Annotated in this window: 23 protein-coding genes; 11 read left to right on the top strand and 12 right to left on the bottom strand. The window is 55.5% G+C overall.

The window, feature by feature from the left end; translation table 11 throughout:
- Nucleotides 1-236 precede the first annotated feature (236 nt).
- On the top strand, nt 237-1,700 hold the full coding sequence (locus RAC90_RS11475; RefSeq protein WP_033740854.1) for a M48 family metallopeptidase: 1,464 nt from the start codon (nt 237-239) through the stop codon (nt 1,698-1,700).
- 5 nt (nt 1,701-1,705) lie between these two features.
- Nucleotides 1,706-2,053, top strand: a complete 348-nt coding sequence (gene arsC, locus RAC90_RS11480) for an arsenate reductase (glutaredoxin) (protein WP_006120455.1) — start codon at nt 1,706-1,708, stop codon at nt 2,051-2,053.
- Here the strand turns inward: arsC and hda are convergent.
- The 3 genes from hda to upp form a co-directional block, all read right to left on the bottom strand.
- Nucleotides 2,050-2,757, bottom strand: coding sequence for a DnaA inactivator Hda (gene hda / locus RAC90_RS11485; RefSeq protein ID WP_033740991.1), 708 nt, complete (start codon nt 2,755-2,757; stop codon nt 2,050-2,052). The two genes, arsC and hda, sit on opposite strands and share 4 nt — an antisense overlap.
- A gap of 94 nt (nt 2,758-2,851) precedes the next feature.
- The gene (uraA, locus tag RAC90_RS11490; RefSeq protein ID WP_033740855.1) at nt 2,852-4,141 is read right to left on the bottom strand and encodes a uracil permease; all 1,290 of its coding nucleotides are present in this window, start codon (nt 4,139-4,141) and stop codon (nt 2,852-2,854) included.
- A 157-nt stretch (nt 4,142-4,298) separates the two neighbouring features.
- Nucleotides 4,299-4,925: a uracil phosphoribosyltransferase gene (upp, locus tag RAC90_RS11495; protein ID WP_013026702.1), complete on the bottom strand. Its 627-nt coding sequence runs from the start codon at nt 4,923-4,925 to the stop codon at nt 4,299-4,301.
- 219 nt (nt 4,926-5,144) lie between these two features.
- Between upp and purM the strand changes: the two genes are divergently transcribed.
- Complete coding sequence (gene purM / locus RAC90_RS11500; protein ID WP_033740857.1) at nt 5,145-6,185, top strand: phosphoribosylformylglycinamidine cyclo-ligase; 1,041 nt, start codon at nt 5,145-5,147, stop codon at nt 6,183-6,185.
- Entirely contained in the window at nt 6,182-6,820 is a 639-nt protein-coding gene (gene purN / locus RAC90_RS11505) for a phosphoribosylglycinamide formyltransferase (RefSeq protein WP_205955558.1), read from the top strand. Before purM ends, purN begins: the two co-directional genes overlap by 4 nt.
- A gap of 28 nt (nt 6,821-6,848) precedes the next feature.
- Here purN and pstB read toward each other — a convergent pair whose 3' ends face one another.
- The 3 genes from pstB to RAC90_RS11520 are packed head-to-tail and all read right to left on the bottom strand — an operon-like array spanning nt 6,849 to nt 11,356.
- On the bottom strand, nt 6,849-7,616 hold the full coding sequence (gene pstB / locus RAC90_RS11510; RefSeq protein ID WP_033740860.1) for a phosphate ABC transporter ATP-binding protein PstB: 768 nt from the start codon (nt 7,614-7,616) through the stop codon (nt 6,849-6,851).
- Between the two features lie 12 nt (nt 7,617-7,628).
- Nucleotides 7,629-9,263, bottom strand: a complete 1,635-nt coding sequence (gene pstA, locus RAC90_RS11515) for a phosphate ABC transporter permease PstA (protein ID WP_205955559.1) — start codon at nt 9,261-9,263, stop codon at nt 7,629-7,631.
- A complete protein-coding gene (locus tag RAC90_RS11520) occupies nt 9,260-11,356 on the bottom strand; it encodes an ABC transporter permease subunit (RefSeq protein WP_375124349.1) in 2,097 nt (698 codons plus the stop codon). The genes pstA and RAC90_RS11520 overlap by 4 nt, the downstream gene beginning before the upstream one ends.
- A 154-nt stretch (nt 11,357-11,510) precedes the next feature.
- On the opposite strand from RAC90_RS11520, the gene ppk1 reads away from it, so the two are divergent.
- From ppk1 to mgtE, 5 genes are all read left to right on the top strand, one after another.
- Nucleotides 11,511-13,571: a polyphosphate kinase 1 gene (gene ppk1 / locus RAC90_RS11525; protein ID WP_006120467.1), complete on the top strand. Its 2,061-nt coding sequence runs from the start codon at nt 11,511-11,513 to the stop codon at nt 13,569-13,571.
- 5 nt (nt 13,572-13,576) lie between these two features.
- The gene (gene ppx / locus RAC90_RS11530; protein ID WP_033740864.1) at nt 13,577-15,100 is read left to right on the top strand and encodes an exopolyphosphatase; all 1,524 of its coding nucleotides are present in this window, start codon (nt 13,577-13,579) and stop codon (nt 15,098-15,100) included.
- A 2-nt stretch (nt 15,101-15,102) separates the two neighbouring features.
- On the top strand, nt 15,103-15,741 hold the full coding sequence (gene tehB, locus RAC90_RS11535) for a tellurite resistance methyltransferase TehB (RefSeq protein WP_072021705.1): 639 nt from the start codon (nt 15,103-15,105) through the stop codon (nt 15,739-15,741).
- 97 nt (nt 15,742-15,838) lie between these two features.
- Nucleotides 15,839-16,024 carry a YfgG family protein gene (locus RAC90_RS11540; RefSeq protein ID WP_006120471.1) on the top strand — a complete coding sequence of 62 codons (186 nt, stop codon included), beginning with the start codon at nt 15,839-15,841 and terminating at the stop codon, nt 16,022-16,024.
- Between the two features lie 124 nt (nt 16,025-16,148).
- On the top strand, nt 16,149-17,582 hold the full coding sequence (gene mgtE / locus RAC90_RS11545; RefSeq protein WP_033740865.1) for a magnesium transporter: 1,434 nt from the start codon (nt 16,149-16,151) through the stop codon (nt 17,580-17,582).
- On the opposite strand, the gene RAC90_RS11550 is transcribed toward mgtE, so the two are convergent.
- Entirely contained in the window at nt 17,579-18,088 is a 510-nt protein-coding gene (locus RAC90_RS11550; protein ID WP_185199107.1) for an AlpA family transcriptional regulator, read from the bottom strand. The genes mgtE and RAC90_RS11550 overlap by 4 nt on opposite strands.
- Before the next feature lies 1 nt (nt 18,089).
- The gene (locus RAC90_RS11555) at nt 18,090-18,353 is read right to left on the bottom strand and encodes a hypothetical protein (protein WP_152999640.1); all 264 of its coding nucleotides are present in this window, start codon (nt 18,351-18,353) and stop codon (nt 18,090-18,092) included.
- A 187-nt stretch (nt 18,354-18,540) separates the two neighbouring features.
- On the opposite strand from RAC90_RS11555, the gene RAC90_RS11560 reads away from it, so the two are divergent.
- A complete protein-coding gene (locus RAC90_RS11560) occupies nt 18,541-18,720 on the top strand; it encodes a hypothetical protein (protein ID WP_033740871.1) in 180 nt (59 codons plus the stop codon).
- A gap of 98 nt (nt 18,721-18,818) precedes the next feature.
- Here RAC90_RS11560 and RAC90_RS11565 read toward each other — a convergent pair whose 3' ends face one another.
- On the bottom strand, nt 18,819-19,592 hold the full coding sequence (locus RAC90_RS11565) for a DUF3750 domain-containing protein (protein ID WP_054633337.1): 774 nt from the start codon (nt 19,590-19,592) through the stop codon (nt 18,819-18,821).
- 86 nt (nt 19,593-19,678) lie between these two features.
- Entirely contained in the window at nt 19,679-19,993 is a 315-nt protein-coding gene (locus RAC90_RS11570; RefSeq protein ID WP_146212559.1) for a hypothetical protein, read from the bottom strand.
- 490 nt (nt 19,994-20,483) lie between these two features.
- On the opposite strand from RAC90_RS11570, the gene RAC90_RS11575 reads away from it, so the two are divergent.
- Nucleotides 20,484-21,503, top strand: coding sequence for an alpha/beta hydrolase (locus RAC90_RS11575; protein WP_033740876.1), 1,020 nt, complete (start codon nt 20,484-20,486; stop codon nt 21,501-21,503).
- Between the two features lie 264 nt (nt 21,504-21,767).
- On the opposite strand, the gene guaA is transcribed toward RAC90_RS11575, so the two are convergent.
- Both guaA and guaB read right to left on the bottom strand, forming a co-directional pair.
- A complete protein-coding gene (guaA, locus tag RAC90_RS11580; RefSeq protein ID WP_006120616.1) occupies nt 21,768-23,348 on the bottom strand; it encodes a glutamine-hydrolyzing GMP synthase in 1,581 nt (526 codons plus the stop codon).
- A 72-nt stretch (nt 23,349-23,420) separates the two neighbouring features.
- Nucleotides 23,421-24,887, bottom strand: coding sequence for an IMP dehydrogenase (gene guaB / locus RAC90_RS11585; RefSeq protein WP_033740877.1), 1,467 nt, complete (start codon nt 24,885-24,887; stop codon nt 23,421-23,423).
- Between the last annotated feature and the right edge of the window lie 117 nt (nt 24,888-25,004).

Here is a 25,004-nt window from a genome sequence, read left to right on the forward strand (position 1 = left end):
GCCATTTTCATCCGGACAGGCTGTTATTCAGGCGCTTTGCAGATCATTGTACCGTCAAATTTTTTCGTCAGGTTTGAAGCATTATCACAATCCTGCCGCGCAGTGGGCGCGATAACGTCATTTCATTCTTCATGCCCTGTGGTTAAGATACGCAGGACGCCTCGCTATTCGTGGGTAAAACAGAACATATTAGCGGCTTACCTGTCCCATTCAGGGATTCATTACAGGATTCAGGCATGTTGAACCGGTTAAAAAAAACGCTGATTGCTGCGCTACTCCCTGCACTCACGTTATCCTGTCCGCTAACCTCGCAGGCGGATATCAGCGACTCCCTGCCGGATATGGGCACGACCGCAGGCTCTACGCTGTCGATTAATCAGGAGTTACAGATGGGGGATTTCTATGTGCGGCAACTACGTGCCAGCGCCCCGCTGATTAACGATCCCCTGCTAAATCAGTACATCAATCAGCTCGGTCAACGGCTGGTTTCTCACGCGGACGCGGTTAAAACGCCTTTCCACTTTTTCCTGATTCAAAATGATGAACTTAACGCCTTTGCGTTTTTTGGTGGCAATGTGGTGTTGCACGCCGCGCTATTCCGCTTCACCGATACTGAAAGCCAGCTGGCCTCGGTGATGGCGCACGAGATCTCCCACGTGACGCAGCGCCATCTGGCGCGGGCGATGGAAGATCAAAAGCGCAATGCCCCGCTGACCTGGGTAGGGGCTTTGGGCTCGATCCTGCTGGCGATGGCCAGCCCACAGGCGGGCATGGCCGCCTTAACCGGTACACTGGCGGGTACCCAGCAGGGCATCATCAGTTTTACGCAGAATAACGAACAGGAAGCCGACCGCATTGGTATTCAGGTTTTGCAGCGCGCGGGCTTTAACCCGCAGGCCATGCCGGACTTTCTGCAAAAACTGGCCGATCAGAGCCGGTTTTCTTCCAAACCGCCTGAAATTCTGCTGACTCACCCCTTACCAGACAGCCGTCTCGCCGATGCGCGCAACCGGGCAAACCAGATGCGCGCGGTGGTAGTCCAGTCTTCTCAGGACTTTTATCTGGCAAAGGTGCGCACGTTGGGCATGTATCCGACCGGCCGTAATCAACTGACCGATGAGTTACTGAACCAGTATGCCAACGGTAATGCACGCGAGCAGCTGGCTTCCCGGTACGGCAAGGCGGTGCAGTTTTTGCAGGCCAAAAACTATGGCGAAGCAAAAAGGATTGTGACGCCACTTTTGGCTAAGCAGCCTGAGAACGTCTGGCTGCTTGACCTGATGACGGATATTGATATCGGCCTGAATCAGCCACAGCAGGCCATTGCACTGTTGACCGCGACGCAGGCGGCTAAAACCAGCCCGGTCGTTCAGCTCAACCTGGCGAACGCTTATGTTGAAGCGAAGCAACCCGCCAATGCCAGCCGCATTCTGAACCGCTATACATGGACACACAAAGATGACACCAACGGATGGGATTTGCTGGCTCAGGCTTCAGCACAGCAGGGCCATACCGACGAAGAGCTGTTTGCCCGTGCCGAAAGTCTGGCCTTAAATGGTCAGATCGCTCAGGCCATCAGTGCCCTGAGCCAGGCCAGTGCCCAGGTGCCGCTGGGGAGCCTGAAACAGGCGCGTTATGATGCGCGCATCGATCAGTTGCGCCAGTTGCAGCAACGCTTTAAGCAATATCAGAAAGGATAAGCAGTATGGTGACGCTTTATCATAATCCCCGTTGCAGTAAGAGTCGGGAAACTCTGGCACTGCTGGAGCAGCGTGGCATCCAGCCGGTGATTGTGCGCTATCTGGAGACGCCGCCCGACAAAGCGACGTTGCAGATTCTGCTGCAGAAACTGGGCATGGAGAGCGCGCGTCAGTTGATGCGCCGCAACGAACCGACCTATACCGCCCTGGCGCTGGATCAGGCAGCGTTAAGCGAAAGCGCTTTGCTGGACGCGATGGTTGAAAATCCCATTCTGATTGAGCGGCCCATTGTGATCAATGGCGATCGGGCCCGCTTAGGCCGTCCGCCCGAGGCGGTACTGGCGATTCTTTAAAGTCCAAGCGTTTCTTTAACAAACGGGATCGTGAGTTTGCGTTGCGCACTGATAGAGGCGCTGTCCAGACGATCCAGCGTATCAAACAGCGTGCGCATCTCCCGATCCAGCCGCTTCAGTAAAAACCGGCCGACGTCTTCAGGCAGTTCGAACCCACGCAGTCCGGCGCGAAGCTGTAAAGCCTGTAACTTATCTTCATCGGAGAGCGGCTGCAGACGGTAGATTTGCCCCCAGTCGAGCCGTGATGCCAGATCGGGTAAATGCAGGTTCAGCTGACGCGGGGGACGATCGCCAGTAATAAAGAGCCGGGTATTGCCGGTTTCCAGGATGCGGTTATAGAGATTAAAAATCGCCATTTCCCAGGCTTCTTCTCCCGCGATGCATTCGATATTGTCGATGCAAACCAGCGGCAGTTGTTCCATGCCGTCCAGCACCTCTGGAACAAACCAGGTGCGCTTATCCAGCGGTACATAGCCCACGGCTTCACCACGCGCGGACATTTCAGCGCAGGCAGCGTGCAGCAGATGGCTGCGCCCTCCTCCTTCGCGCGACCAGAAGTAGAGATAGCTGCCATGTTGTTGGCTTAGCGCCCCCTTGATCGCAGCGATCAGCGAGGGGTTTTCCCCCGGCCAGAAGCTGGCAAAGGTTTCGTTGTCAGGTAGATAGAGTGGCAATGACAATTGTGCCGGCGTGTTCAGAAGCACCTCAGCAAGCGAACAGGCAAAAATCGGGGGCAGTCTATCATAGTTTTTGCGAAGAGATGAATCGGGCGTCCCTGCCCGCGTCTTCAGGCCTTCATCATGACGATGTGTCGCGTGTCTCTTCTGCATCAAGCACCACTTCTTCCGGGCGCAGCAGGGAAATGACGCGGAAAATCAACGCCAGCGCAACGCCAACCAGCGTCGCCAGCGCCATCCCTTTCAGCTCGGCGGCACCGATGTGCACTTTCGCGCCGCTGACGCCAATGATCAGGATCACGGAGGTCAGAATCAGGTTTTGCGCTTTGTTGTAGTCCACTTTGGATTCGATCAGGACACGAATACCGGAGGCACCGATGACGCCGTACAGCAGCAAGGAGACGCCGCCCATGACCGGCACCGGGATCGCCTGTATAGCCGCTGCCAGTTTGCCCACGCAGGAGAGCAAAATCGCGAAAATGGCCGCGCCGCCAATCACCCAGGTGCTGTAAACGCGGGTAATGGCCATTACGCCGATATTTTCACCATAGGTGGTGTTTGGCGTGGATCCAAAGAAACCCGAAATGACGGTCGATAAACCGTTGGCGAACATGGAACGATGCAGGCCGGGATCACGGACCAGATCACGCTTAACAATATTGGCCGTGACCACAAGGTGGCCCACGTGTTCGGCGATCACCACCAGCGCGGCGGGCAGGATCGTTAACATCGCCACCCATTCAAAACGCGGCGTATAAAACGTCGGTAATGCAAACCACGGCGCACTTTCCACGCCGCGCCAGTCCACAATGCCCATAAAAGCGGAAAGCGCGTAGCCCACCAGCACGCCGATCAAAATCGGGATAATGGCCATAAAGCCACGAAATAACACCGAGCCAAAAACGGTGACGGCCAGGGTGAGCAGCGAAATCAGCACGGTTGTCCCGTCAGGCGCATGACCTTCAGCAGGGAGCAGGCCTGCCATGTTTGCTGCGACGCCCGCCAGCTCCAGACCAATGACCGCCACAATAGCGCCCATTGCAGCAGGCGGAAACATCACATCCAGCCAGCCGGTACCGGCTTTTTTGACGATCAACGCGACCAGACAGAACAGCACGCCGCAGAGAATAAATCCCCCCAGCGCCACTTCGTAACCCAGCGGCAGCAGGAGTAAAACAGGTGAAATAAAGGCAAAACTGGATCCCAGATAAGCGGGGATCTTGCCTTTACAGATAAACAGATATAGCAGCGTCCCGACACCGTTAAACAGCAGTACCGTAGCCGGGTTGATATGAAAGAGGATGGGTACCAGCACCGTTGCGCCGAACATGGCGAACAGATGTTGCAGGCTGAGCGGAATCGTTTGCAGTAATGGCGGCCGTTCGCTAACGCCGATAGCGCGACGAGTCATTAAAAGTCCCCTTGAGTTGATAGTCTGTTTTTGGTCAAAAAAAAAGCCGACTCTCTGGTCGGCTGATGAAGGTTATTGGCTGTTGCGAAAAAAAGCGGCTCGGCCTGCGCCTGCAGGCTGACAGCAAGGTGCTGCATGAAGCCGCCTGAAAAGGTCACTATTTGGTGCCGAAAATCTTATCGCCCGCGTCACCCAGGCCCGGAATGATGTAACCCTTGTCGTTCAGGCCCTGGTCCACGGAGGCGGTGTACAGCTCCACGTCCGGGTGCGCTTTCTCCAGTGCGGCAATGCCTTCTGGCGCAGCGACCAGCACCAGCACTTTAATGCTGCTGCAGCCGGCTTTTTTCAGGAGATCGATAGTGGCGATCATGGAGCCGCCCGTCGCCAGCATCGGATCGACCACCAGCGCCAGGCGCTCTTCAATGTTGGACACCAGCTTCTGGAAATAAGGTACAGGCTCCAGCGTTTCTTCGTCACGGTACACGCCTACCACGCTGATGCGCGCGCTGGGCACGTGCTCCAGTACGCCTTCCATCATGCCCAGGCCGGCACGCAGGATGGGCACAACGGTGATTTTTTTGCCTTTAATTTGATCAACCTGAACCGGGCCATTCCAGCCCTCAATGGTGACCTTTTCGGTTTCCAGATCGGCCGTGGCTTCATAGGTCAGCAGACTGCCCACTTCAGAGGCCAGCTCACGGAAACGCTTCGTACTGATATCATGCTCACGCATCAGTCCCAGTTTATGTTTGACCAGCGGGTGTTTAACTTCCACGATCTTCATTGTTGTTCTCCCGGAGTGAGTTGAGCTAAAAAAAAATCGCGGGATTATACCGCCTTTTTAGCATCGCGCCACATGTGCTTGCGCAATCCACCGCATAAAATAAGGATTGATGAAAATTGTCGGGGACGCAATCTGAGACTCGCAAACGTTTGCCTGCGCTGATAGAATTGCCGCGCTTTATATTAAACCACCAACCGCAACTCGCGTGGGGACCTCGCAGTGACCGATAAGACCTCTCTCAGCTACAAAGACGCCGGTGTTGATATTGATGCTGGTAACGCTCTGGTTGACCGTATTAAAGGCGTAGTGAAAAAGACGCGTCGCCCGGAAGTCATGGGTGGACTAGGCGGCTTCGGTGCGCTTTGTGCGCTGCCGCAAAAATACCGTGAGCCTGTGCTGGTCTCCGGCACCGATGGCGTGGGCACCAAGCTGCGTCTGGCGATGGATCTCAAACGTCACGATGCCATTGGTATCGATCTGGTTGCTATGTGTGTTAACGACCTGGTGGTACAGGGCGCGGAGCCTCTCTTCTTCCTGGATTACTACGCGACCGGCAAGCTGGATGTGGACACCGCATCGGCGGTCATCACCGGTATCGCCGAAGGTTGTCTGCAGTCAGGCTGTGCGCTGGTGGGCGGCGAAACCGCTGAAATGCCGGGCATGTATCATGGCGAAGATTACGATGTCGCGGGCTTTTGCGTCGGTGTGGTTGAAAAGTCAGAAATCATTGACGGTAGCAAGGTTCAGGACGGTGATGTGCTGATCGCCCTGGGCTCAAGCGGCCCGCACTCGAATGGCTATTCCCTGGTGCGTAAGATTCTGGAAGTCAGCGGCACCGATCCGTTGGTTGAGCAACTGGAAGGAAAACCGCTGGCCGATCACTTACTGGCGCCGACGCGCATTTACGTCAAAAACATCCTCAGCCTGATTGAGCAGGTGGATGTGCACGCGATTGCTCATCTCACCGGCGGCGGTTTCTGGGAAAACATTCCGCGTGTCCTGCCCGACAATACTCAGGCGGTGATTGACGAGAAAAGCTGGCAGTGGCCTGCGGTGTTCGGCTGGATGCAGCAGGCGGGCAATGTCAGTCGTCATGAGATGTATCGCACCTTCAACTGCGGCGTGGGCATGATCATCGCGCTGAGCCCGGCTGACGCGGATAAGGCCGTTGACCTGATGCGTGCTGCCGGTGAAAACGCCTGGAAAATTGGTGTGATTAACGCCTCAGACTCGGAAGAGCGTGTGGTTATTCATTCATGAAAAAGCTGGTTGTACTGATTTCGGGTAACGGAAGTAACCTTCAGTCCATCCTCGACGCCTGTGCAAACGGGCGTATTCACGGCAGCGTCGCTGCCGTGTTCAGTAACAAAGCCTCCGCCTATGGTTTAGTTCGCGCGCAGGAGGCCGGGATCCCGGCAAAAGCGCTTGATGCACGTGACTTTAACGATCGCGACAGTTTTGATCGGCAGCTGATGCGTGAGATCGATGCGTATGGACCGGATCTGGTGGTGCTGGCGGGTTATATGCGCATTCTGAGTCCGGGCTTCGTGGCGCATTACTCTGACCGTCTGCTGAACATTCATCCGTCGCTGCTGCCGAAATATCCCGGTCTGCATACGCACCGCCAGGCGCTTGAAAACGGCGATAAGGAGCACGGTACGTCCGTGCACTTCGTGACCGATGAACTGGATGGTGGCCCGGTCATTTTGCAGGCCAGGGTGCCGGTGTTTGCTGAAGACAGCGAGGCCGAGATTACCGAACGCGTGCAGCATCAGGAACATGCCATCTACCCACTGGTAATTAACTGGTTTACCGAAGGCCGACTGACCATGCGTGAGGGAAAAGCCTGGCTGGATGGTCATCCCTTACCCGCTCAGGGCTACGCCCACGATTAATGCTCAGGGAGCCAGGCTCCCTGCCCTTTCAACCGTAACGCCCGGTGATGTAATCTTCCGTCCGGCGCACCTGTGGTGTGGTGAAAATCCTGTCTGTGGTGTCAAACTCCACCAGCGATCCCTGATGCATAAAGGCTGTGTAATCCGACACGCGTGAAGCCTGCTGCATGTTGTGGGTGACCAGCACCAGCGTGAAATGCTGCCTGAGCGTACTCATCAGTTCTTCGATCACCAGGGTAGAAATCGGGTCCAGCGCGGATGTTGGCTCATCAAGTAACAGGACGTCCGGCTCAATCGCAATAGCGCGGGCGATAACCAGCCTTTGTTGCTGCCCCGTGGAAAGCGTCAGCGCATTCTGTGCCAGCTGATCTTTCACCTCACCCCACAGCGCCGCCGCCCGGAGTGCCCGTTCGCAGGCTTCATTCAGTACGCGCTTATCGCGCACCCCTTGCAGCCGCAGTCCGTACACCACATTTTCGTATACCGATTTGGGGAACGGATTGGGCCGCTGAAACACCATCCCGACCCGGCGACGCAGCGCAGAGACATCCTGAGCAGGTCGCATAATCGACTGCTGATCCAGCAGAATGTCCCCTTCGATGCGGCAGCGATCAATCACGTCGTTCATACGATTAAAGCAGCGCAGCAGCGTTGATTTGCCGCAGCCGGACGGGCCAATCAACGCGGTGATGCGATTTTTAGGCAGTTGCAGCGAGACATCCTGAAGCACCTGGCGCTCACCGTACCAGAGCGACAGATGATCAACGGTTAGCGCAATATCAGTTTCGGGCATCATAGTCATCGTCAGTTATTGAGTCATCAGGCGATAGCGTTCACGCAGGCGGTGACGCAGGCCCATAGCTAACAGGTTCAGCAACAGAATAATGAGCACCAGAAGCAGCGCCGTGGCGAAAACCAGCGGCCGGTCAGCTTCGGTATTAGGGCTCTGAAAGGCGAGATCATAGATCTGAAAGCCCAGATGCATAAATTTTCTGTCGAGGTGCAGGTAGGGGAACACCGCATCTACCGGCAGTTCCGGCACCATTTTAACCACGCCCACCAGCATCAGAGGCGCGGTCTCGCCTGCGGCACGTGCCACGGCCAGAATCAGTCCGGTTAACATGGCCGGAACGGCCATAGGCAATACCACGTTCCAGAGCGTTTCTGCCTGGGTCGCCCCCAGCGCCAGCGAGCCCTGCCGAAGACTGTCGGGAATACGGGAAAGCCCTTCTTCCGTCGCGACAATCACCACCGGCAAGGTCAGCAGGGCCAGTGTCAGCGACGCCCACAGCAAACCGGGCGTACCAAATGTCGGGGCGGGCAAGGTGCTGCTGTAAAACAGTTGGTCCACCGTGCCGCCCACCAGCCAGACAAAAAAGCCCAGCCCAAATACGCCATAAACAATCGAGGGCACGCCCGCCAGGTTGACCACGGCGATGCGTACCAGACGGGTCAACGCGTTGCGTTCCGCATATTCATGTAGCCACAGCGCCGCGATAACGCCCAGCGGCATCACAACTACAGACATCAGCAGCACCATGAGCACCGTGCCAAATATCGCCGGAAACACGCCAAACTCGCTTTCCCCTTCGGCAGGCGAATCGCTAATAAAGCGCCACACCTGCTGGCAGAAATGCCCCATTTTTTGCGTCAGGCTCATCGCATTGGGTTGCCAGGCTTCCACAATCTGCGACAGAGGGATGCGGTGATCAGTGCCGTTCACATCGCGCAGAATCAGCGCATCACGCTGGCTTTCCGCTTGCAGACTGTTCAGCCTGTCATTGAGCTGAAGAAGGCGGCGTTGCAGCGCCGCCTGGTTGGCCTCGTATTCTGACTGCGCCTGCAAATCAAACTGCTTTGCCGCGCGCTGATGCTCAGCCTGATCGTCCAACTGGTCCAGTTGTTCATTCAACCGGGCAATATCGACCCGGCGCATCTCGCTGGCCTGCTGCTCGATAAGCTTTACCTGTTCAAGGCGCTGTTGCAGAAGCGCCATAATGTCTTTTGCCGTAAGAACATCATTCTCTTCCCGCAGGCCGACAAACCAGCCATAGGCATTCCCCTGACTGCGGCGCTGCAGCACCATCACCTCGTCCGGCTGGCTGACAATCGGTGCCTGCTGACTCAGCACAGCCCGAAAGTCAGGCGCGGCCCAGTCCCGGTTGCCAGTCTTAATCAGATAGCGATGTACGTCGCCCGGTTTGCCGTCTGACGCGGCGGCAGGCGCCGGATAATGCGATTGCCGCTCAAGCGTTTCGCCCAGTACACGGGTTTTGCTGCCATCAGGCAGTGTGAACTGATAGAGATCGACGGGATGGGGCCAGAACGCGCGCAGCCCCTGCCATCCCAGTAGCGCGATCAACAGGGTAAAGGCCAGTAAACAGACCGTCACGGCACCCGCCGTAAGCCAACGCCAGCGATCGTTTTGTCGTATCGCCTTCATGCCTGCTCCTTATACTGGCTAAAACGCAGGCGCAGACGCTGGCGGATAAGCTCGGCAACCGTATTGATCATCAACGTAAAGACCAGCAGCACCAGCGCACTTAAAAACAGAATCCGGTAATGTGCGCTGCCAACGGCCGCCTCAGGCATTTCAATCGCGATATTGGCTGACAGCGTGCGCAGGCCACTGAACAGGCCGCCTTCAGTTTGCGGCGTGTTCCCGGTGGCCATTAAGAGAATCATGGTTTCGCCTACGGCCCGTCCGAAACCAATCATCAGCGCGGCAAAAATGCCGGCTGACGCTCCCGGCAGCACGACCCGCGTCAGGGTTTGCCACGGCGTGGCACCCAGCGCCAGTGAGCCCTGCCCCAGCGACGCCGGAACGCTGAACAGCGCATCTTCCGCCAGCGTAAAAATCATCGGCACCAGCGCAAACCCCATCGCCAGCGCCGCTATCAGCAGATTACGCTGCGCGTAATGCGGCAGCCAGTCACCGGCATCCGGCACGATTAGCGTCGGTAGCCAGAGCGTTAACGCCGCGACAATAAGCAGCACGGGCAGCAGCAGGATAACCTCATGGCCCGGCTGCCGCCAGCGGGCCGGTAAGCGGCGGGCCAGAATACCGCAGCCAAGCAGACTGCCCGCCAGCGTGACCGGCAGCAACAGAATTCCTGCTAATGCCTGACCGACATGGGGCGCTAACCATAATCCGGCAATCAACCCAATCACCACACTGGGCAACGCCCCCATCATCTCTATCGCAGGCTTCACCCAACGACGTAAACCGGGTGCCATAAACCAGGCGGTGTACATCGCGGCCGCCAGGGCAAGCGGCGTGGCAAAAAGCAGCGCCATACTGGCCGCTTTCAGCGTGCCCACCACCATCGGAATTAAACTGAACTTCGCCTGATAGCTGTCTCCGGCATTGGTGGACTGCCAGACCCAGTCGGCTTTGGGATAGTTTTCATACCAGATTTTTTGCCAGAAGTTACGCCAGGTCACATCCGGCCAGGGATTGGTCAGTTTAAGGGTTTCCCAACCTGACGATCGCTCCAGCAACAGGCTGTCACCCTGCGGCGAAAACTGCGCCTGCAGGATGCCGGGTGCTAACTGGTGTTGCAGAATGGGCCCATCCTGTTTGCTGGCAAAGACCTTAAGCAGGCCGGTTTGATCAAAGGTAGCGAAAACCCGGCGCTGCGCCTCACTGACGATCAGACCCTGTCCGGCGCTGTGTGCGAACGTGCGGATGGCGTGCAGGCGCAGGCCGTTATCGCCAGCAATGGAAAACCACTGCGTAATACCGTGACTGTCCTGAATTAGCAGCGTTTGGCCTCCGGCCAGTAACTGCATATGTTGGGGCGCTTCCGGCAGCATCTGCGTTTCCCGCAGCCAGGCCTGCCCGTCATCGATTTGCCAGACCCGTAGCAGGCGGCCTTCGGTGGTGTACAGCAGGTCGCCTTTAGGCGAAAGCACCAGATGCGCAGGCTGCAGACCCGGCAGCTGGATGAGCGCAGCCTGGCGGTTAGTTTCCAGCGTTAACAGACTGACGCCCGCGTCAGTGAGCGCTGCAATCCGCCATTGATCGGGACGAAGTGTGGCGACAGCCATTTCTTTTACGTCGCCCTGGGGCAGACGAAAGCCGCTATCGCCCAACGGAAAATGCCATTCGCCTTCGCCTTTGCTTATCACCGGCTGCAACAGGGTTAAACTGCCCTGTGCGTTGAGCAGCACCGTATTGCCATCGGCGCTCGTTACCACCTGTTGCGGCGCGGGCGTCAGCATCAGCGCGGGCTCAGGCGGTTGGCCATTCAGCGGTATAAATCGTGCCTTGCCATCACGACTGATACGCCAGCCAACGCTGCCTTTATTACCAATGGCCAGTGCGGGCGATGCATCCCAGAGCCGCTGATGACTGAGACTGTGCACACCCGGTGCGCTAAACAACGGCAGGACCACCCAGAGCAACCAAAAGAACAGCAGCATCATCAGTAACAGAATAGCGACCCCGCAGCACGTGACGAGGCGCCGCGTGTAACGGTCAATAGCACGACGTCGGCGATCGCTAAACTGGACGGGAATATGGTTTACGCTCATGCGGCCCTGATTATGCGGCGAAAATGAGTCGCTATGTTGCCCGTAGCGGCTTGATAAGACAACTTTTGCTGTTGGACAAGCCTGCCATACTCTCGCCATAATGCTGATGGATACTGTAGCGTCGTCAGTCCTGCAACCGTCATACGGAGTGAGAATGGGTCAGGTAAAGCTTTATATTGAAAAAGAAATGAGCTGGTTGTGCTTTAACGAACGTGTTTTGCAGGAAGCGGCAGACAAAAGTAATCCGCTGATTGAACGTATGCGTTTCTTAGGTATTTACTCAAATAACCTCGACGAATTTTACAAGGTCCGGTTTGCCGACCTGAAACGACGCATCCTGATTGGCGAAGAGCAAGGCTCCGCCAGCACACCGCGCCACCTGTTGAAGAAGATTCAGCAGCGCGTCCTGAAATCGGATCAGGAATTCGATGCGCTCTACAACGACCTGTTGCTGGAAATGGCGCGCAATCAAATCTTTCTGATTAACGAACGTCAGCTTTCACCTAATCAGCAAAGCTGGCTGCGTCACTACTTTAAGCATGAACTGCGTCAGCACATCACGCCGATCCTGATTACCCATGAAACCGACCTGACGGAGTTTCTGAAAGACGATTACACCTATCTGGCGGTCGAGATCATTCGCGGCAGCGATATTCAGTACGCGTTGCTGGAAATCCCGTCAGACAAGGTCCCGCGTTTTATTAACCTGCCTGCGGAGCCGCCGCGCCGCCGCAAGCCGATGATCCTGTTAGATAATATCCTGCGCTACTGCCTGGATGATATTTTCAAAGGTTTCTACGATTACGACACGCTGAACGCCTATTCAATGAAAATGACGCGCGATGCGGAGTACGATCTGGTCACCGAAATGGAGTCCAGCCTACTGGAACTGATGTCCTCCAGCCTGAAACAGCGTCTGACGGCAGAACCTGTGCGTTTTGTCTATCAGCGCGATATGCCGGATTCTATGGTGGCGCTGCTGTGCGACAAGCTGTCGATTTCCAACTACGACTCCGTGCTGGCAGGCGGACGCTATCACAACTTCAAAGACTTTATCGGGTTTCCTAACGTCGGGAAAAACAACCTGATTAACCGTCCGATGCCGCAGATTCGCCACATTGGTTTTGACGGCTTCCGCAACGGTTTTGACGCCATTCGTAATCGCGACGTCCTGCTTTATTATCCGTATCACACGTTCGAGCATGTGCTTGAACTGCTACGCCAGGCATCATTCGACCCCAGCGTGCTGGCGATTAAAATTAATATTTACCGCGTCGCCAAGCATTCCCGCATCATGGATGCGATGATTCACGCCGCCTATAACGGTAAGAAAGTGACGGTGGTCGTCGAACTTCAGGCGCGTTTCGATGAAGAAGCCAATATTTACTGGGCTAAGCGCCTGACAGAAGCCGGTGTTCACGTTATTTTCTCGGCGCCTGGCCTGAAAATTCACGCCAAACTGTTCCTGATTTCCCGTCGTGAAGGCGAAGAAATCGTGCGCTATGCCCACATCGGCACCGGTAACTTTAATGAGAAAACCGCGCGTCTGTACACGGACTACTCGCTGCTGACCGCCGATGCGCGGATCACCAATGAAGTGCGCCGGGTCTTTAACTTTATCGAAAACCCGTACCGCCCGGTGACGTTTGATCACCTGATGGTTTCTCCGCAAAACTCACGTCGGATGCTGTATGATTTGATCGATAACGAGATTGCGAATGCCCAACAAAAGCGCCCCAGTGGCATAACTCTTAAAATTAACAACCTGGTGGACAAAGGGCTGGTAGACAGGCTTTATACGGCCTCCAGCGTTGGCGTAAATGTTAATTTACTGGTTCGTGGAATGTGCTCATTGATTCCGGACTTGCCTGGGATCAGTGAAAATATTCGTGTGATCAGTATCGTTGATCGCTTCCTGGAACATGACCGCGTTTATATCTTTGAAAACGGTGGAGACAAGAAAGTGTTTCTCTCCTCGGCTGACTGGATGACGCGTAACATTGATTACCGTATCGAAGTGGCCGTGGCTATCCTGGATCCACAAATAAAGCAGCGCATTCTGGACATCATTGCCATTCAGCTCAGCGACACGGTTAAAGCGCGCGTCGTGGATAAAGAGCTGAGTAACCAATACGTTCAGCGCGGCAATCGTCGTAAGGTGCGGTCGCAAATGGCGATTTACGAATACATTAAGAAGCTGGAACAACCTGAATAACGCCTATGCCAATATCCCAAAAAAGTACGCCGAAACCTCAAGAGTTTGCGGCCATCGATCTCGGTTCAAACAGTTTCCACATGGTCATTGCCCGTGTGGTGGATGGGGCTTTGCAGGTATTGGGGCGACTGAAGCAGCGCGTGCATCTTGCTGATGGCCTGGATGCCAAAAATTACCTGAGCGAAGACGCCATGGAGCGCGGTCTGAACTGCCTGGCACTGTTTGCCGAACGCCTGCAGGGCTTTAATGCCAGCAACGTGACGATTGTCGGCACACATACGCTGCGTCAGGCGGTTAACGCTGAGACGTTTTTACAGCGCGCGGCAGAGGTCATTCCTTATCCAATAGAGGTGATTTCCGGTCACGAAGAAGCGCGCCTGATCTTTATGGGCGTCGAACATACGCAACCGGAAAAAGGACGCAAGCTGGTGATTGATATCGGTGGCGGCTCGACAGAGCTCGTCATCGGTGAAGATTTTGAGCCCCAGTTGGTCGAAAGCCGCCGCATGGGCTGCGTCAGCTTTGCCCAGCTTTACTTCCCTGGCGGCGAAATCAGCGTTGAAAACTTCCGTCGCGCCCGACTGGCCGCCACGCAGAAGCTGGAAACCCTGGCGTGGCAATATCGTCTGCACGGCTGGCAATATGCCCTTGGTGCTTCCGGCACCATCAAAGCGGCCTGCGAAGTGCTGCTGGCGATGGGCGAGAAAGAGAAGCTGATTACGCCAGAGCGACTGACAAAGCTTTATGATGAAGTGATCAAGCATAAATCGTTCGCTGCGCTGAGTCTGCCAGGCCTGTCTGAAGAGCGCAAAAGCGTATTTGTTCCGGGGCTGGCGATTCTTTGCGGCGTGTTTGATGCGCTGGCGATTCGTGAACTGACCCTGAGCGATGGCGCGCTGCGTGAAGGCGTACTTTATGAGATGGAAGGCCGTTTCCGCCATCGGGATATTCGCAGCCGCACCGCTCAGAGCCTGGCGAATCACTATGCCATCGACAGCGACCAGGCGCGTCGAGTGCTGGAAACCACCGAGCAGCTCTATCTGCAATGGCGCGACCAGAATCCCAAACTCGCGAATCCTCAGTTGGCGGCGCTGTTGAAATGGGCGGCGATGCTGCACGAAGTCGGCTTGACGATCAACCACAGCGGCATGCAACGCCACTCAGCCTATATTTTGCAGAACACCAACCTGCCGGGGTTCAACCAGGATCAGCAGATGCTGCTGGCAGCACTGGTCAGATTCCACCGTAAAGCCGTCAAAGTGGATGAACTGCCTCGCGTCACGCTGTTTAAGAAAAAACAGTTTCTGCCGCTGATATTCCTGCTGCGCCTTGGCACCTTACTGAACAACCAGCGCCAGGCGACGACACGTCCTGACGCGTTAACGCTGACCTGTGATGAGGGTCACTGGACCCTTACCTTCCCGGCGGGCTATTTCAGTCAAAATAACCTGGTCCAGCTCGATCTGGAGCGTGAGCAAAACTACTGGAATGAGGTCACCGGCTGGAAGCTGATTCTGGCAGAAGCCTGATTGTGCGGGCATTTGCTGCCCGCATTACCGAACGGATAATCATGACATTGCGAACCGATAACTATTTTGCAGAAACCTATGGCTTAACCCCTGTGCACTCGGAGGTGGCCGAGGCGCTGCCTAAACTGACACCAGGAAAAGCGCTTGATCTGGGGTGCGGAAGCGGACGTAATACGCTGTTCCTTAACCAACATGGTTTTGACGTGACGGCCTGGGATCACAATCCCGCCAGTCTGGAACGGCTCAATCAGATCATCGCCGCCGAAGGGCTGACCGGCATTCATACGGCGCTGCAGGATTTAAATCAGGTGCGTTTTAACGGGGCCTGGCAGGTGGTCATCTCGACGGTGGTCATGATGTTTTTGCAACCGGCCACCATTCCCCAGCTCATCGCGGATATGCAAGCCTGTACCGTGAAAAATGGCTTTAACCTGATTGTGGCCGCGATGAATACCGAGGATGCGCCCTGTCCGTCTGACTTCCCTTTCGCGTTTAAGTCCGGTGAGTTAAGCCATTACTACCGCAACTGGCACATTGTGAAATACAACGAAAACTGGGGACAGCTACATCGCAAAGATGAAAACGGCAACCGGATTAACTGCCGTTTTGCGACCCTGCTGGCCCAGAAAGCCAGCTATTGAGCCGTTGTATTTTTTTTAAACAGCGGTTGATTTACCCGGGCGACTGTGACTAAATATTGCTGTCGCCCGGTCCGGGTTATTACAGGAATTTCTTTGCGTGAACAGCGCCCTTTCTCCCCGAAGACGTAAAAAAAGCGTCAGTATGACGCGGGTTGTTTTACTCATCAGTTTTATCATTCTGTTTAGCCGTCTCGTTTTTATCCTGCCTGCGGCCTTCGAGCATCATCAGCAAAAGCAAACTGAATCCGCGCCTGCTATCCCGACGCTTTCCAGCAGTCGTTAATCCCTTACAGGCTTTTCGCTGACACATCCGCGCGCATTCCCGCCTGCGGGACGATTTTTTGCCTCCCTTTTTCAGTCAAAACGCTACACTTCGTGCAGGTGCTTTCAGACTAAAGGGATGCAATGTGTCTGCCTCACACACTCAACGTTTAAATGAAATTCGTCATCGTATTCTGACGCTGCTGCTCAATGAGCAGGGTCTCAGCGAGACACTACGGAATAAAGCCGGTCATCTCTCGCCTGAGCAGCAACGTGAAAATGTGATACATCGGGAAATTCTGCAACAAGACATCGACCAGCTCCATGCGGCTGACCTGGCCGACATCCTTGAAGCGTTGCCTGAAGAAGCCCGCCTGGCGCTCTGGAGCCTGGTGCCGCCGGAAAAACGCGGCCATGTGCTGGTTGAAGCGTCAGAAACCGTCTGGGACAGCCTGACCGACGAGATGAGCGACCGCGATATTCTCCAGGCTATCGCGCCGCTGGATATTGACGACCAGGCCTGGCTGGTGCGCTATCTGCCGCGCGGCCTCACCGGGCGCTTACTGACCTCTCTGGAGCCCAAACTACGGGCGCGTATTCTGAGCGTGATGAAGTTTGACCGCGATCGCGTGGGTCGGGTGATGGACTTCAATATCCTCACTGTACGCGAGGACGTCACGCTGGCGACCGTGCAACGGTTTTTGCGCAAAGGCAAAAGCATGCCCGACGGCACGGACAAAATCTTCATTACCAATGAACAGAATCAGCTGCTCGGCGAACTGCTGTTGACGGATATCCTGCTGAATAAACCCAAAACCCTGGTGAGCGAGGTGATGAATCCCCATCCCACCACCTTTCAACTGGACGATAAAGCCGAAGACGCCGCCAGTGCCTTTGAACGCTATAACCTGATTTCCGCAGCGGTGACGGACGCCCAGGGCAAGCTCATTGGCCGTATCACGATTGAAGATGTGGTCGACCTGGTAAACAAAGAAAACGAAAGCAACATCCGCAAAATGGGCGGGATCAGCCAGGAAGAGGATGTCTTTGCTCCGGTCCGTAAGTCGGTGCGAAATCGCTGGGCCTGGCTGGCCATCAACCTCTGCACAGCCTTTATCGCTTCCCGCGTGATTGGGCTGTTTGAGGGCACTATCTCACAGATTGTCGCGCTTGCGACTTTAATGCCGATTATCGCCGGCATCGGCGGCAATACCGGTAACCAGACCATTACCATGATTGTCCGCGCCCTGGCGCTGCATCAGGTTGAACCGGGCAACTTCTCGTTTCTGTTTAAGCGAGAAATTGGCGTCGCCCTGATTAACGGCCTGTTCTGGGGCGGGATTATGGGTGCCATCACCTGGCTCATGTACAGCAATATGGCACTAGGCGGCGTGATGATGCTGGCGATGGTGTTGAATCTTTTGCTGGCAGCCATCATGGGCGTGATGGTGCCGCTGGTAATGACCAAAATGAAACGCGATCCCGCCGTGGGCTCCAGCGTTCTGATTACGGCCATTACCGATACCGGTGGCTTTTTTATTTTCCTGGGCCTGGCGACGCTTTTCCTGTTGCCGCACTAGGGCTTAGTTTTTTGGTAACCGTAGCGCTGCACGGAACCCAACACGTTAAGCCGACGGGTTACCTGCGCCAGTTCGCAGGTGACCGCGGGTAGCTGGTAGTGATTGCGCTGCCCCAGCCACTCCAGCACGTCGGCTAAATGCCAGATAGCAGTTTTGCCATCATGCACCGGCAGCGGAAACTGTTTGCTGTGCGTCAGCATCAGTTTGCGCATATTTTGACGCGACACGCCAATAAGGTCAGCCACATCGGTTAAGCCGACAAAGTCCGGTGCCGCTTCGATCATGACCGCGCCAGGAATGGCAACCTGTACATCCCGGATCGCACTGTCGATCGCATCGCTGGCCGACATCGCCTGGCGGGTAAACTCCAGCGCCAGCTTGCCAGCGGTTCCCGCGCCCACCAGCGCATCATCGCATCCTGCCTCGGCCAGTTTTTCCAGTAGTGTATCAATGGATGCTGGCGTTTCAGGCAGTTCAAACCGCAAGGTGAAACAGTATTCCGTCATGTTAATGCCCTCGCTTGCGTTTTTTTATCTCACTACAGTTATCTACGACGCGCCGCAATGCTTTTGCATGGTTCGTCGCGCTTTTTGGTGTGTGCCAGATACAAGTCAGACAAAATTCCCCACACCGGCATGTCTCAAGATCTGAGGGGCAATACAGCTTTCCCCATGCATGATGACCGGAGGCAATAACCCGCCATCCGTAAGATTCTGCGTAACGTAATGCTGCCTCAATCTCTTTATTCGGGTGCCGCTTTCTGTCTACCATGGCGCGTAGCATTCCTTATATTTTCACGATTGTCAACTGACAACCTTGCGGTATTTTTGTGATGTGTGGACAGGATGCGAGCAGTCGGACGGCAGGTAAAACGGGTTGTGTCTAAAATGGAAAAGGCCGCGCAAAAAATGCGAGGCTGCGATGCCAGACATAACCATCAGAAAACAACGGAGGAAATATGTTTAACCCTGATGACCTGGTTCAGTCGAAAACGGGCGGTCCTAAAATGGTCGTGCTGCGTGCAGAAGGCGACACGCTTTGGTGCGCGCGCGTAGATGATGCCAGCAAAAAGGAAATTGAAATTAAAGCAGACAGCGTGAATCTTTATCACGAAGATGGTGATTTCGGCGTCTGCTGACCGTTTCTGCCGGGACGCGCTAACCTGTGGGCCGTTAGCGCGTCAGGGTAGACGAGGGCAGGACGTCAATGCGCCCGACGCCTCTCCCTGGCCGGCAATCAGGGATGATCATGTTGCAGGTTGTTATGCCCTACACCGCCGATAAAAGGCAGGCGCAGCTGAAACGGCGCAAATCCGACGCCAGCACTCAGTCCTAACAGATTAAACTCAACGCCCTCTTGCACGCCGATCGTTACGCCCGCCACGCCAAGCAGGGACAGTTGAACCCCGCGCCCTGAAGGCGGTAAGCCAACCGGACGCCATAATGGCCGATAGTCTTTCCCCAGAGCGTTAGCAGGCAGATTCAGTTTCAGCGCGGGCACGTTGCGCCCAATGTGCGCCATAAAAGTATTACTGTTCGGTCCGGGCCAGGCATGATAGGTCGTGGGCCAGGGATAGGTTTTGATGGCGGCTTCAATCTGCGGAATCAGGTTCTGCGCTTCAGGGCCACGGTGCTCCACCAGCAAACGCGGTTTTGCACCGTACCAGTAACCATCTGGCAAAGAGGCATTGCGCCTTACCTTATCGCCACTGCCCCAACTGATGACTTCATAACGCGTATAGCGGGTTTCACCTGCGCGTTTAAAAATAATCCACGGATGCACCGCAACGGCACCCTTCCAGCCATAGGTCGGCGCGGCATAAACCTGAATGATGGCCTGACTGGCGTTAACATGCGGATCGGGAGCGAGCCCTGCCGAATCCCGCCGGGCAGTCGCCCAGCCGCCCTGATTCAGGGCATCAGCGCCGCGCGTCGCCTGCGCCAGACTGGCCGCGAGCGACAGCACAATGACGGTAAGAAAGCAGAGACAAAAAATTTTCAGGGTCAGCATGAGGGTTCCCGGGGATCAGAGACAGGCTGTTATAGTGCAATAAAGCACCGGCTTTGACTTCACTTCGCCTGCGGCGGCATGACACGTTAGCTGCCCCTGGCACGGTCATGTGAATACAGTTGCCCAAAGAAGGCTGCGGTGCGTAGCATCATGAGCATCGCCCCCAGCGGCAGGCTATACAGACTGAACCAGCCTGAAACGCCCATCCTGTAAAGGAGCTGGCCGGTATCGTATCCCAGAATAAAGCAGGGATACGCGCGGCTCTCATTCAGCGGACAACCGGCCACACTGGCAACCTGCCCTGCCGTAAGCGCGATGATCAGCGGCGAGCATCCCATTAACGCATAAATCAGCATTTCTGCGCTGAAACGCATGGCAAGGTGACGCAAAGGTTTTTGCACGGTTTTCCTCCCCCGGTTATGCCAGTGCGCTAAGGGGACTGACCGCTAGCCTGATCCGCAATGCGCTGCAACCAGTCCCGGTAGCGCGGTTGTGCTTCTGGCAAAAGCAATTTACCGAGCGCGTCAGCCTCCCCCTCGACACCGAACATTTTCCATATCAGCGGTGTAAGCGCGGCTGTTGCACTGCCCTGATTTAACTCGGCTCGATCAAGACGTACCAATAATCGATAGCCTGTTCGCGAGCGTAGCGGCTTCAACATGAGTGTAGCGCGCAAAAAAAAGCAGGCGTTAAATTATCACCCGACCCTTTAAGCCACTAATAAACAAAGTTATTTTTTATTCCGCCCTCGCTATTTGGCGTGTTCATCCCACCGTGAGATAGTAAAAATTTAGATCGCTCACTATTTAGTTGTTTACAAGATGATAATTCACTGGCATTGTAGCCAAACTAAATAGCACACTACTTAATAGCAAACACAAGGAAACCCCAATGAAAGTGAAACTCACCGCAGGTGCTTTACTGTTAGCCAGCCAGATGACATCAGCATGGGCCAGTCCGGTCGAAAACGCACCGGAGCCCACCGTTGGCGTGGCGGCATTTCTTCACGCGCTTAACAGTAGCGGCGGAAAACCGATTGAAACCTTATCCCCTAAAGAAGCCCGCGCGGTGCTTACAGGGGCGCAGAAAGGCGCCACGCTGCCGCCTGCACAGATTTCTGAAAAGACCATTACGGCACTGGGTAAACCGCTGACGCTGACAATAGTCAAACCAGCGCATGCCGCTGGCGTACTGCCTGTGTTTATGTTTTTCCACGGCGGTGGCTGGGTGCTGGGTGATTTTCCGACACATGAACGTCTGGTACGCGATCTCGTGAATGAATCCGGTGCTGCGGCCGTGTTTGTAAACTACACGCCTTCGCCGGAAGCGCACTATCCGGTCGCCATTACCCAGGCTTACGAGGCAACAAAATGGGTAGCCGAACACGGCGCTGAAATTGGGGTGGACGGTAAGCGCCTGGCTCTGGTGGGGAACAGCGTAGGCGGAAATATGGTTGCCGCCGTTGCGCTGCAGGCTAAGCAGAATAAAACCCCGGCTATTCGCTACGATGTAATGCTGTGGCCTGTCACCGATGCAAACTTTGACGATGCTTCTTATAAGCAGTTTGCCAATGGCTACTTCCTGACCCGTAACATGATGAAGTGGTTCTGGGACAACTACACCACCTCAGAAAAAGATCGGAACAGCATTCTGGCCTCGCCGCTGCGCGCAACCAAAGAAGAACTGGCGGGTTTACCGCCGACGCTGATTCAGACCGCCGAACTGGATGTCCTGCGCGACGAAGGGGAAGCGTTTGGCCGTAAACTGGACGCGGCCGGCGTGCCGGTAACCGTTACCCGCTACAACGGCATGATCCACGACTTTGGTTTGCTGAATGCCCTGAGTAAAGAGCCAACGGTACGCACAGCGATAAGCCAGGCGTCCGTGGAGCTGAAGGAACATCTTAAGTAAGCATTGCCCGACCGGGGAGGTGCGTCTCCTTCTCTCCGGCAGAAATACTGTTAATAAAATCAGCCGAATAACGCCGGCTGATTTTTTTGCCTTATATGTCGACCTGGTGCCCCGCGTTACCCTTTTCCGCATCAGCAGAGGCTGTGCCTTATGGGTTTCGACAGGGTCTCGCAAGACAGCAGAAGGACGGAGAATAAAAAAGCCCGCAATCATGCGGGCTTCGTGCTTGATATAACCGACTGTCGGGCTATGCCGAAAGCGGGATTACTCCCACTCAATCGTCGCCGGTGGCTTACCGGAAATGTCATAGACCACGCGGGAAATGCCGTTCACTTCGTTAATGATACGATTGGACACGCGGCCCAGGAAATCATACGGCAGGTGCGCCCAGTGGGCAGTCATGAAGTCGATGGTTTCGACCGCACGCAGTGAAACGACCCAGTCGTATTTACGGCCATCGCCCATTACGCCCACGGAACGGACGGGCAGGAACACCGTAAAGGCCTGGCTGACTTTATTGTAGAGATCGGCTTTATGCAGCTCTTCAATAAAGATGGCATCCGCACGGCGCAGCAGGTCACAGTACTCTTTTTTCACCTCACCCAGTACGCGTACGCCCAGACCCGGGCCCGGGAACGGATGGCGATAGAGCATATCGTACGGCAGGCCCAGTTCCAGACCGATCTTACGCACTTCGTCTTTAAACAGCTCACGTAATGGCTCGACCAGGCCCATCTTCATCTCTTTTGGCAGGCCGCCGACGTTGTGGTGCGATTTGATGACGTGCGCTTTACCGGTGGCAGAGGCAGCGGATTCAATCACATCCGGATAGATGGTGCCCTGTGCCAGCCACTTCACGTCTTCCAGGCGCAGCGCCTGCTCGTCAAAGACTTCGACGAAAACGCGGCCAATGATTTTACGCTTCGCTTCAGGGTCACTTTCTCCGGCCAGCGCATCCAGGAAGCGCGCTTCACCATCGACGTGAACAATGTTCAGACCAAAGTGATCGCCAAACATATCCAGCACCTGCTGCGCTTCGTTCAGACGCAACAGACCGTTATCCACGAAAACGCAGGTCAGATTTTTACCAATCGCACGGTGCAGCAGCATCGCGGTCACAGAGGAATCGACACCACCGGACAAGCCCAGAATGACTTTGTCGTCGCCCACCTGTGCACGCAGGCGCTCAACGGCATCCTCAATGATTTTGGCCGGTGTCCAGAGCGCTTCACACTGGCAGATATCGATAACGAAACGCTCCAGCATGCGCAGGCCCTGGCGCGTATGGGTGACTTCCGGGTGGAACTGCACGCCATAGAAGCGCTTCTCTTCGTTCGCCATAATCGCAAACGGACAGGTTTCCGTGCTGGCAACGGTGACGAAGTCAGCCGGAATCGCGGTCACCTTGTCACCGTGACTCATCCAGACATCCAGCAACGGTTTGCCTGATGCGCTGATAGCATCCTCGATATCGCGAATCAGTGCGCTGGCGGTGTTCACCTCTACCTGCGCATAGCCAAATTCGCGCTCGTTAGAGCCTTCGACCTTACCACCCAGCTGCATAGCCATGGTTTGCATGCCATAACAGACGCCCAGCACGGGCACGCCAGCCGTGAAAACGTAGTCAGGTGCGCGCGGACTGTCGTGTTCTGTGGTGCTTTCCGGGCCACCCGACAGGATGATACCGCTGGGATTGAACTCGCGAATCTGCGCTTCGGTAACGTCCCAGGCCCAGAGTTCACAGTACACGCCAAGCTCACGGACGCGACGCGCCACCAGTTGCGTGTATTGAGAACCAAAATCGAGAATCAGAATGCGGTGCTTATGGATATTTTCCGTCGTCATTGAGGGTTTTCCAAAACGGTGACTTGATAAAGTAAAGCGCCCGGCTGTCGCCGGGCGGGAAATCTTGCGGGGTTATGAACCCATGCGGTAGTTCGGCGACTCTTTGGTGATGGTCACATCGTGCACGTGGCTCTCATTGATGCCCGCACCGCTGATACGGACGAATTCTGCTTTAGTGCGCAGATCGTCAATGGTCGGGCAACCGGTCAGACCCATACATGAACGCAGACCGCCCATTTGCTGATGCACGATCTCTTTCAGGCGGCCTTTATAGGCTACACGGCCTTCGATGCCTTCCGGCACCAGCTTGTCAGCGGCGTTGTCGGTCTGGAAATAACGGTCTGATGAACCTTTAGACATCGCACCCAGTGACCCCATCCCACGATAGGATTTAAAGGCACGGCCCTGGTAAAGTTCGATTTCACCCGGCGATTCTTCTGTACCTGCCAGCATAGAACCTACCATGACACAGGAAGCACCTGCCGCGATGGCTTTGGCGATATCACCTGAGAAACGGATACCGCCGTCAGCGATAACAGGGATGCCCGTGCCTTCCAGCGCCGCAACAGCGTCAGAAACGGCGGTGATCTGCGGAACACCGACACCGGTAACGATACGGGTCGTACAGATGGATCCCGGACCGATGCCCACTTTAACGGCGCTTACGCCCGCTTCAACCAGCGCCAGCGCACCCGCGCCAGTCGCCACGTTGCCGCCGACGATTTCGAGATCAGGGTATTTCGCGCGGGTTTCCCGGATGCGCTGCAGTACACCTTCAGAGTGGCCATGAGAAGAGTCGATCAGTAAGACGTCAACACCGGCAGCCACCAGTGCATCCACGCGCTCTTCGTTGCCCGCACCGGCACCGACAGCAGCACCCACACGCAGACGGCCCTGCGCATCTTTACAGGCATTAGGCTTACGTTCGGCTTTCTGGAAATCTTTTACGGTGATCATGCCCAGCAAATGGAAGCTGTCGTCCACGACCAGGGCTTTCTCGACGCGTTTTTCGTGCATTCTTTGCAGAACAACGTCGCGGGCTTCGCCTTCTTTCACCGTCACCAGACGCTCTTTCGGCGTCATCACGGCAGTGACAGGCTGGTTCAGATCGGTCACAAAGCGCACATCGCGACCGGTGATGATGCCCACCAGTTCGTTTTTCGCGTTCACCACAGGGTAACCGGCAAAACCATTACGCTCGGTCAGCGCTTTAACTTCGGCCAGTGTAGTGGTGGGCAGTACGGTCTGTGGTTCGGTAACCACGCCGCTTTCATGTTTTTTGACTTTACGGACTTCGTCTGCCTGGCGTTCAATTGACATGTTTTTATGAATGAAGCCCAGACCGCCTTCCTGTGCCAGCGCAATCGCCAGGCCCGCTTCGGTCACGGTATCCATCGCAGCAGAAAGCATGGGAATGTTCAGGCGAATATTTTTGGTCAGTTGCGTGCTGAGGTCGGCCGTATTAGGCAGGACGGTGGAGTGAGCAGGAACGAGCAGGACGTCGTCGAAAGTGAGTGCTTCTTTAGCGATTCTTAACATGGCAATACTCCACCTCGGGTGCGTGAGAATAGATAAAATATTGCCGCGGCATTATACAGGGCGTAATCGATTGCCTCCACTAGTTTTTTAGAAAAAGTCTTGATCCGCGCAACAGGG

Source organism: Pantoea sp. CS_6 (assembly GCF_041954745.1).
GTDB classification, from domain to species: domain Bacteria; phylum Pseudomonadota; class Gammaproteobacteria; order Enterobacterales; family Enterobacteriaceae; genus Pantoea; species Pantoea stewartii.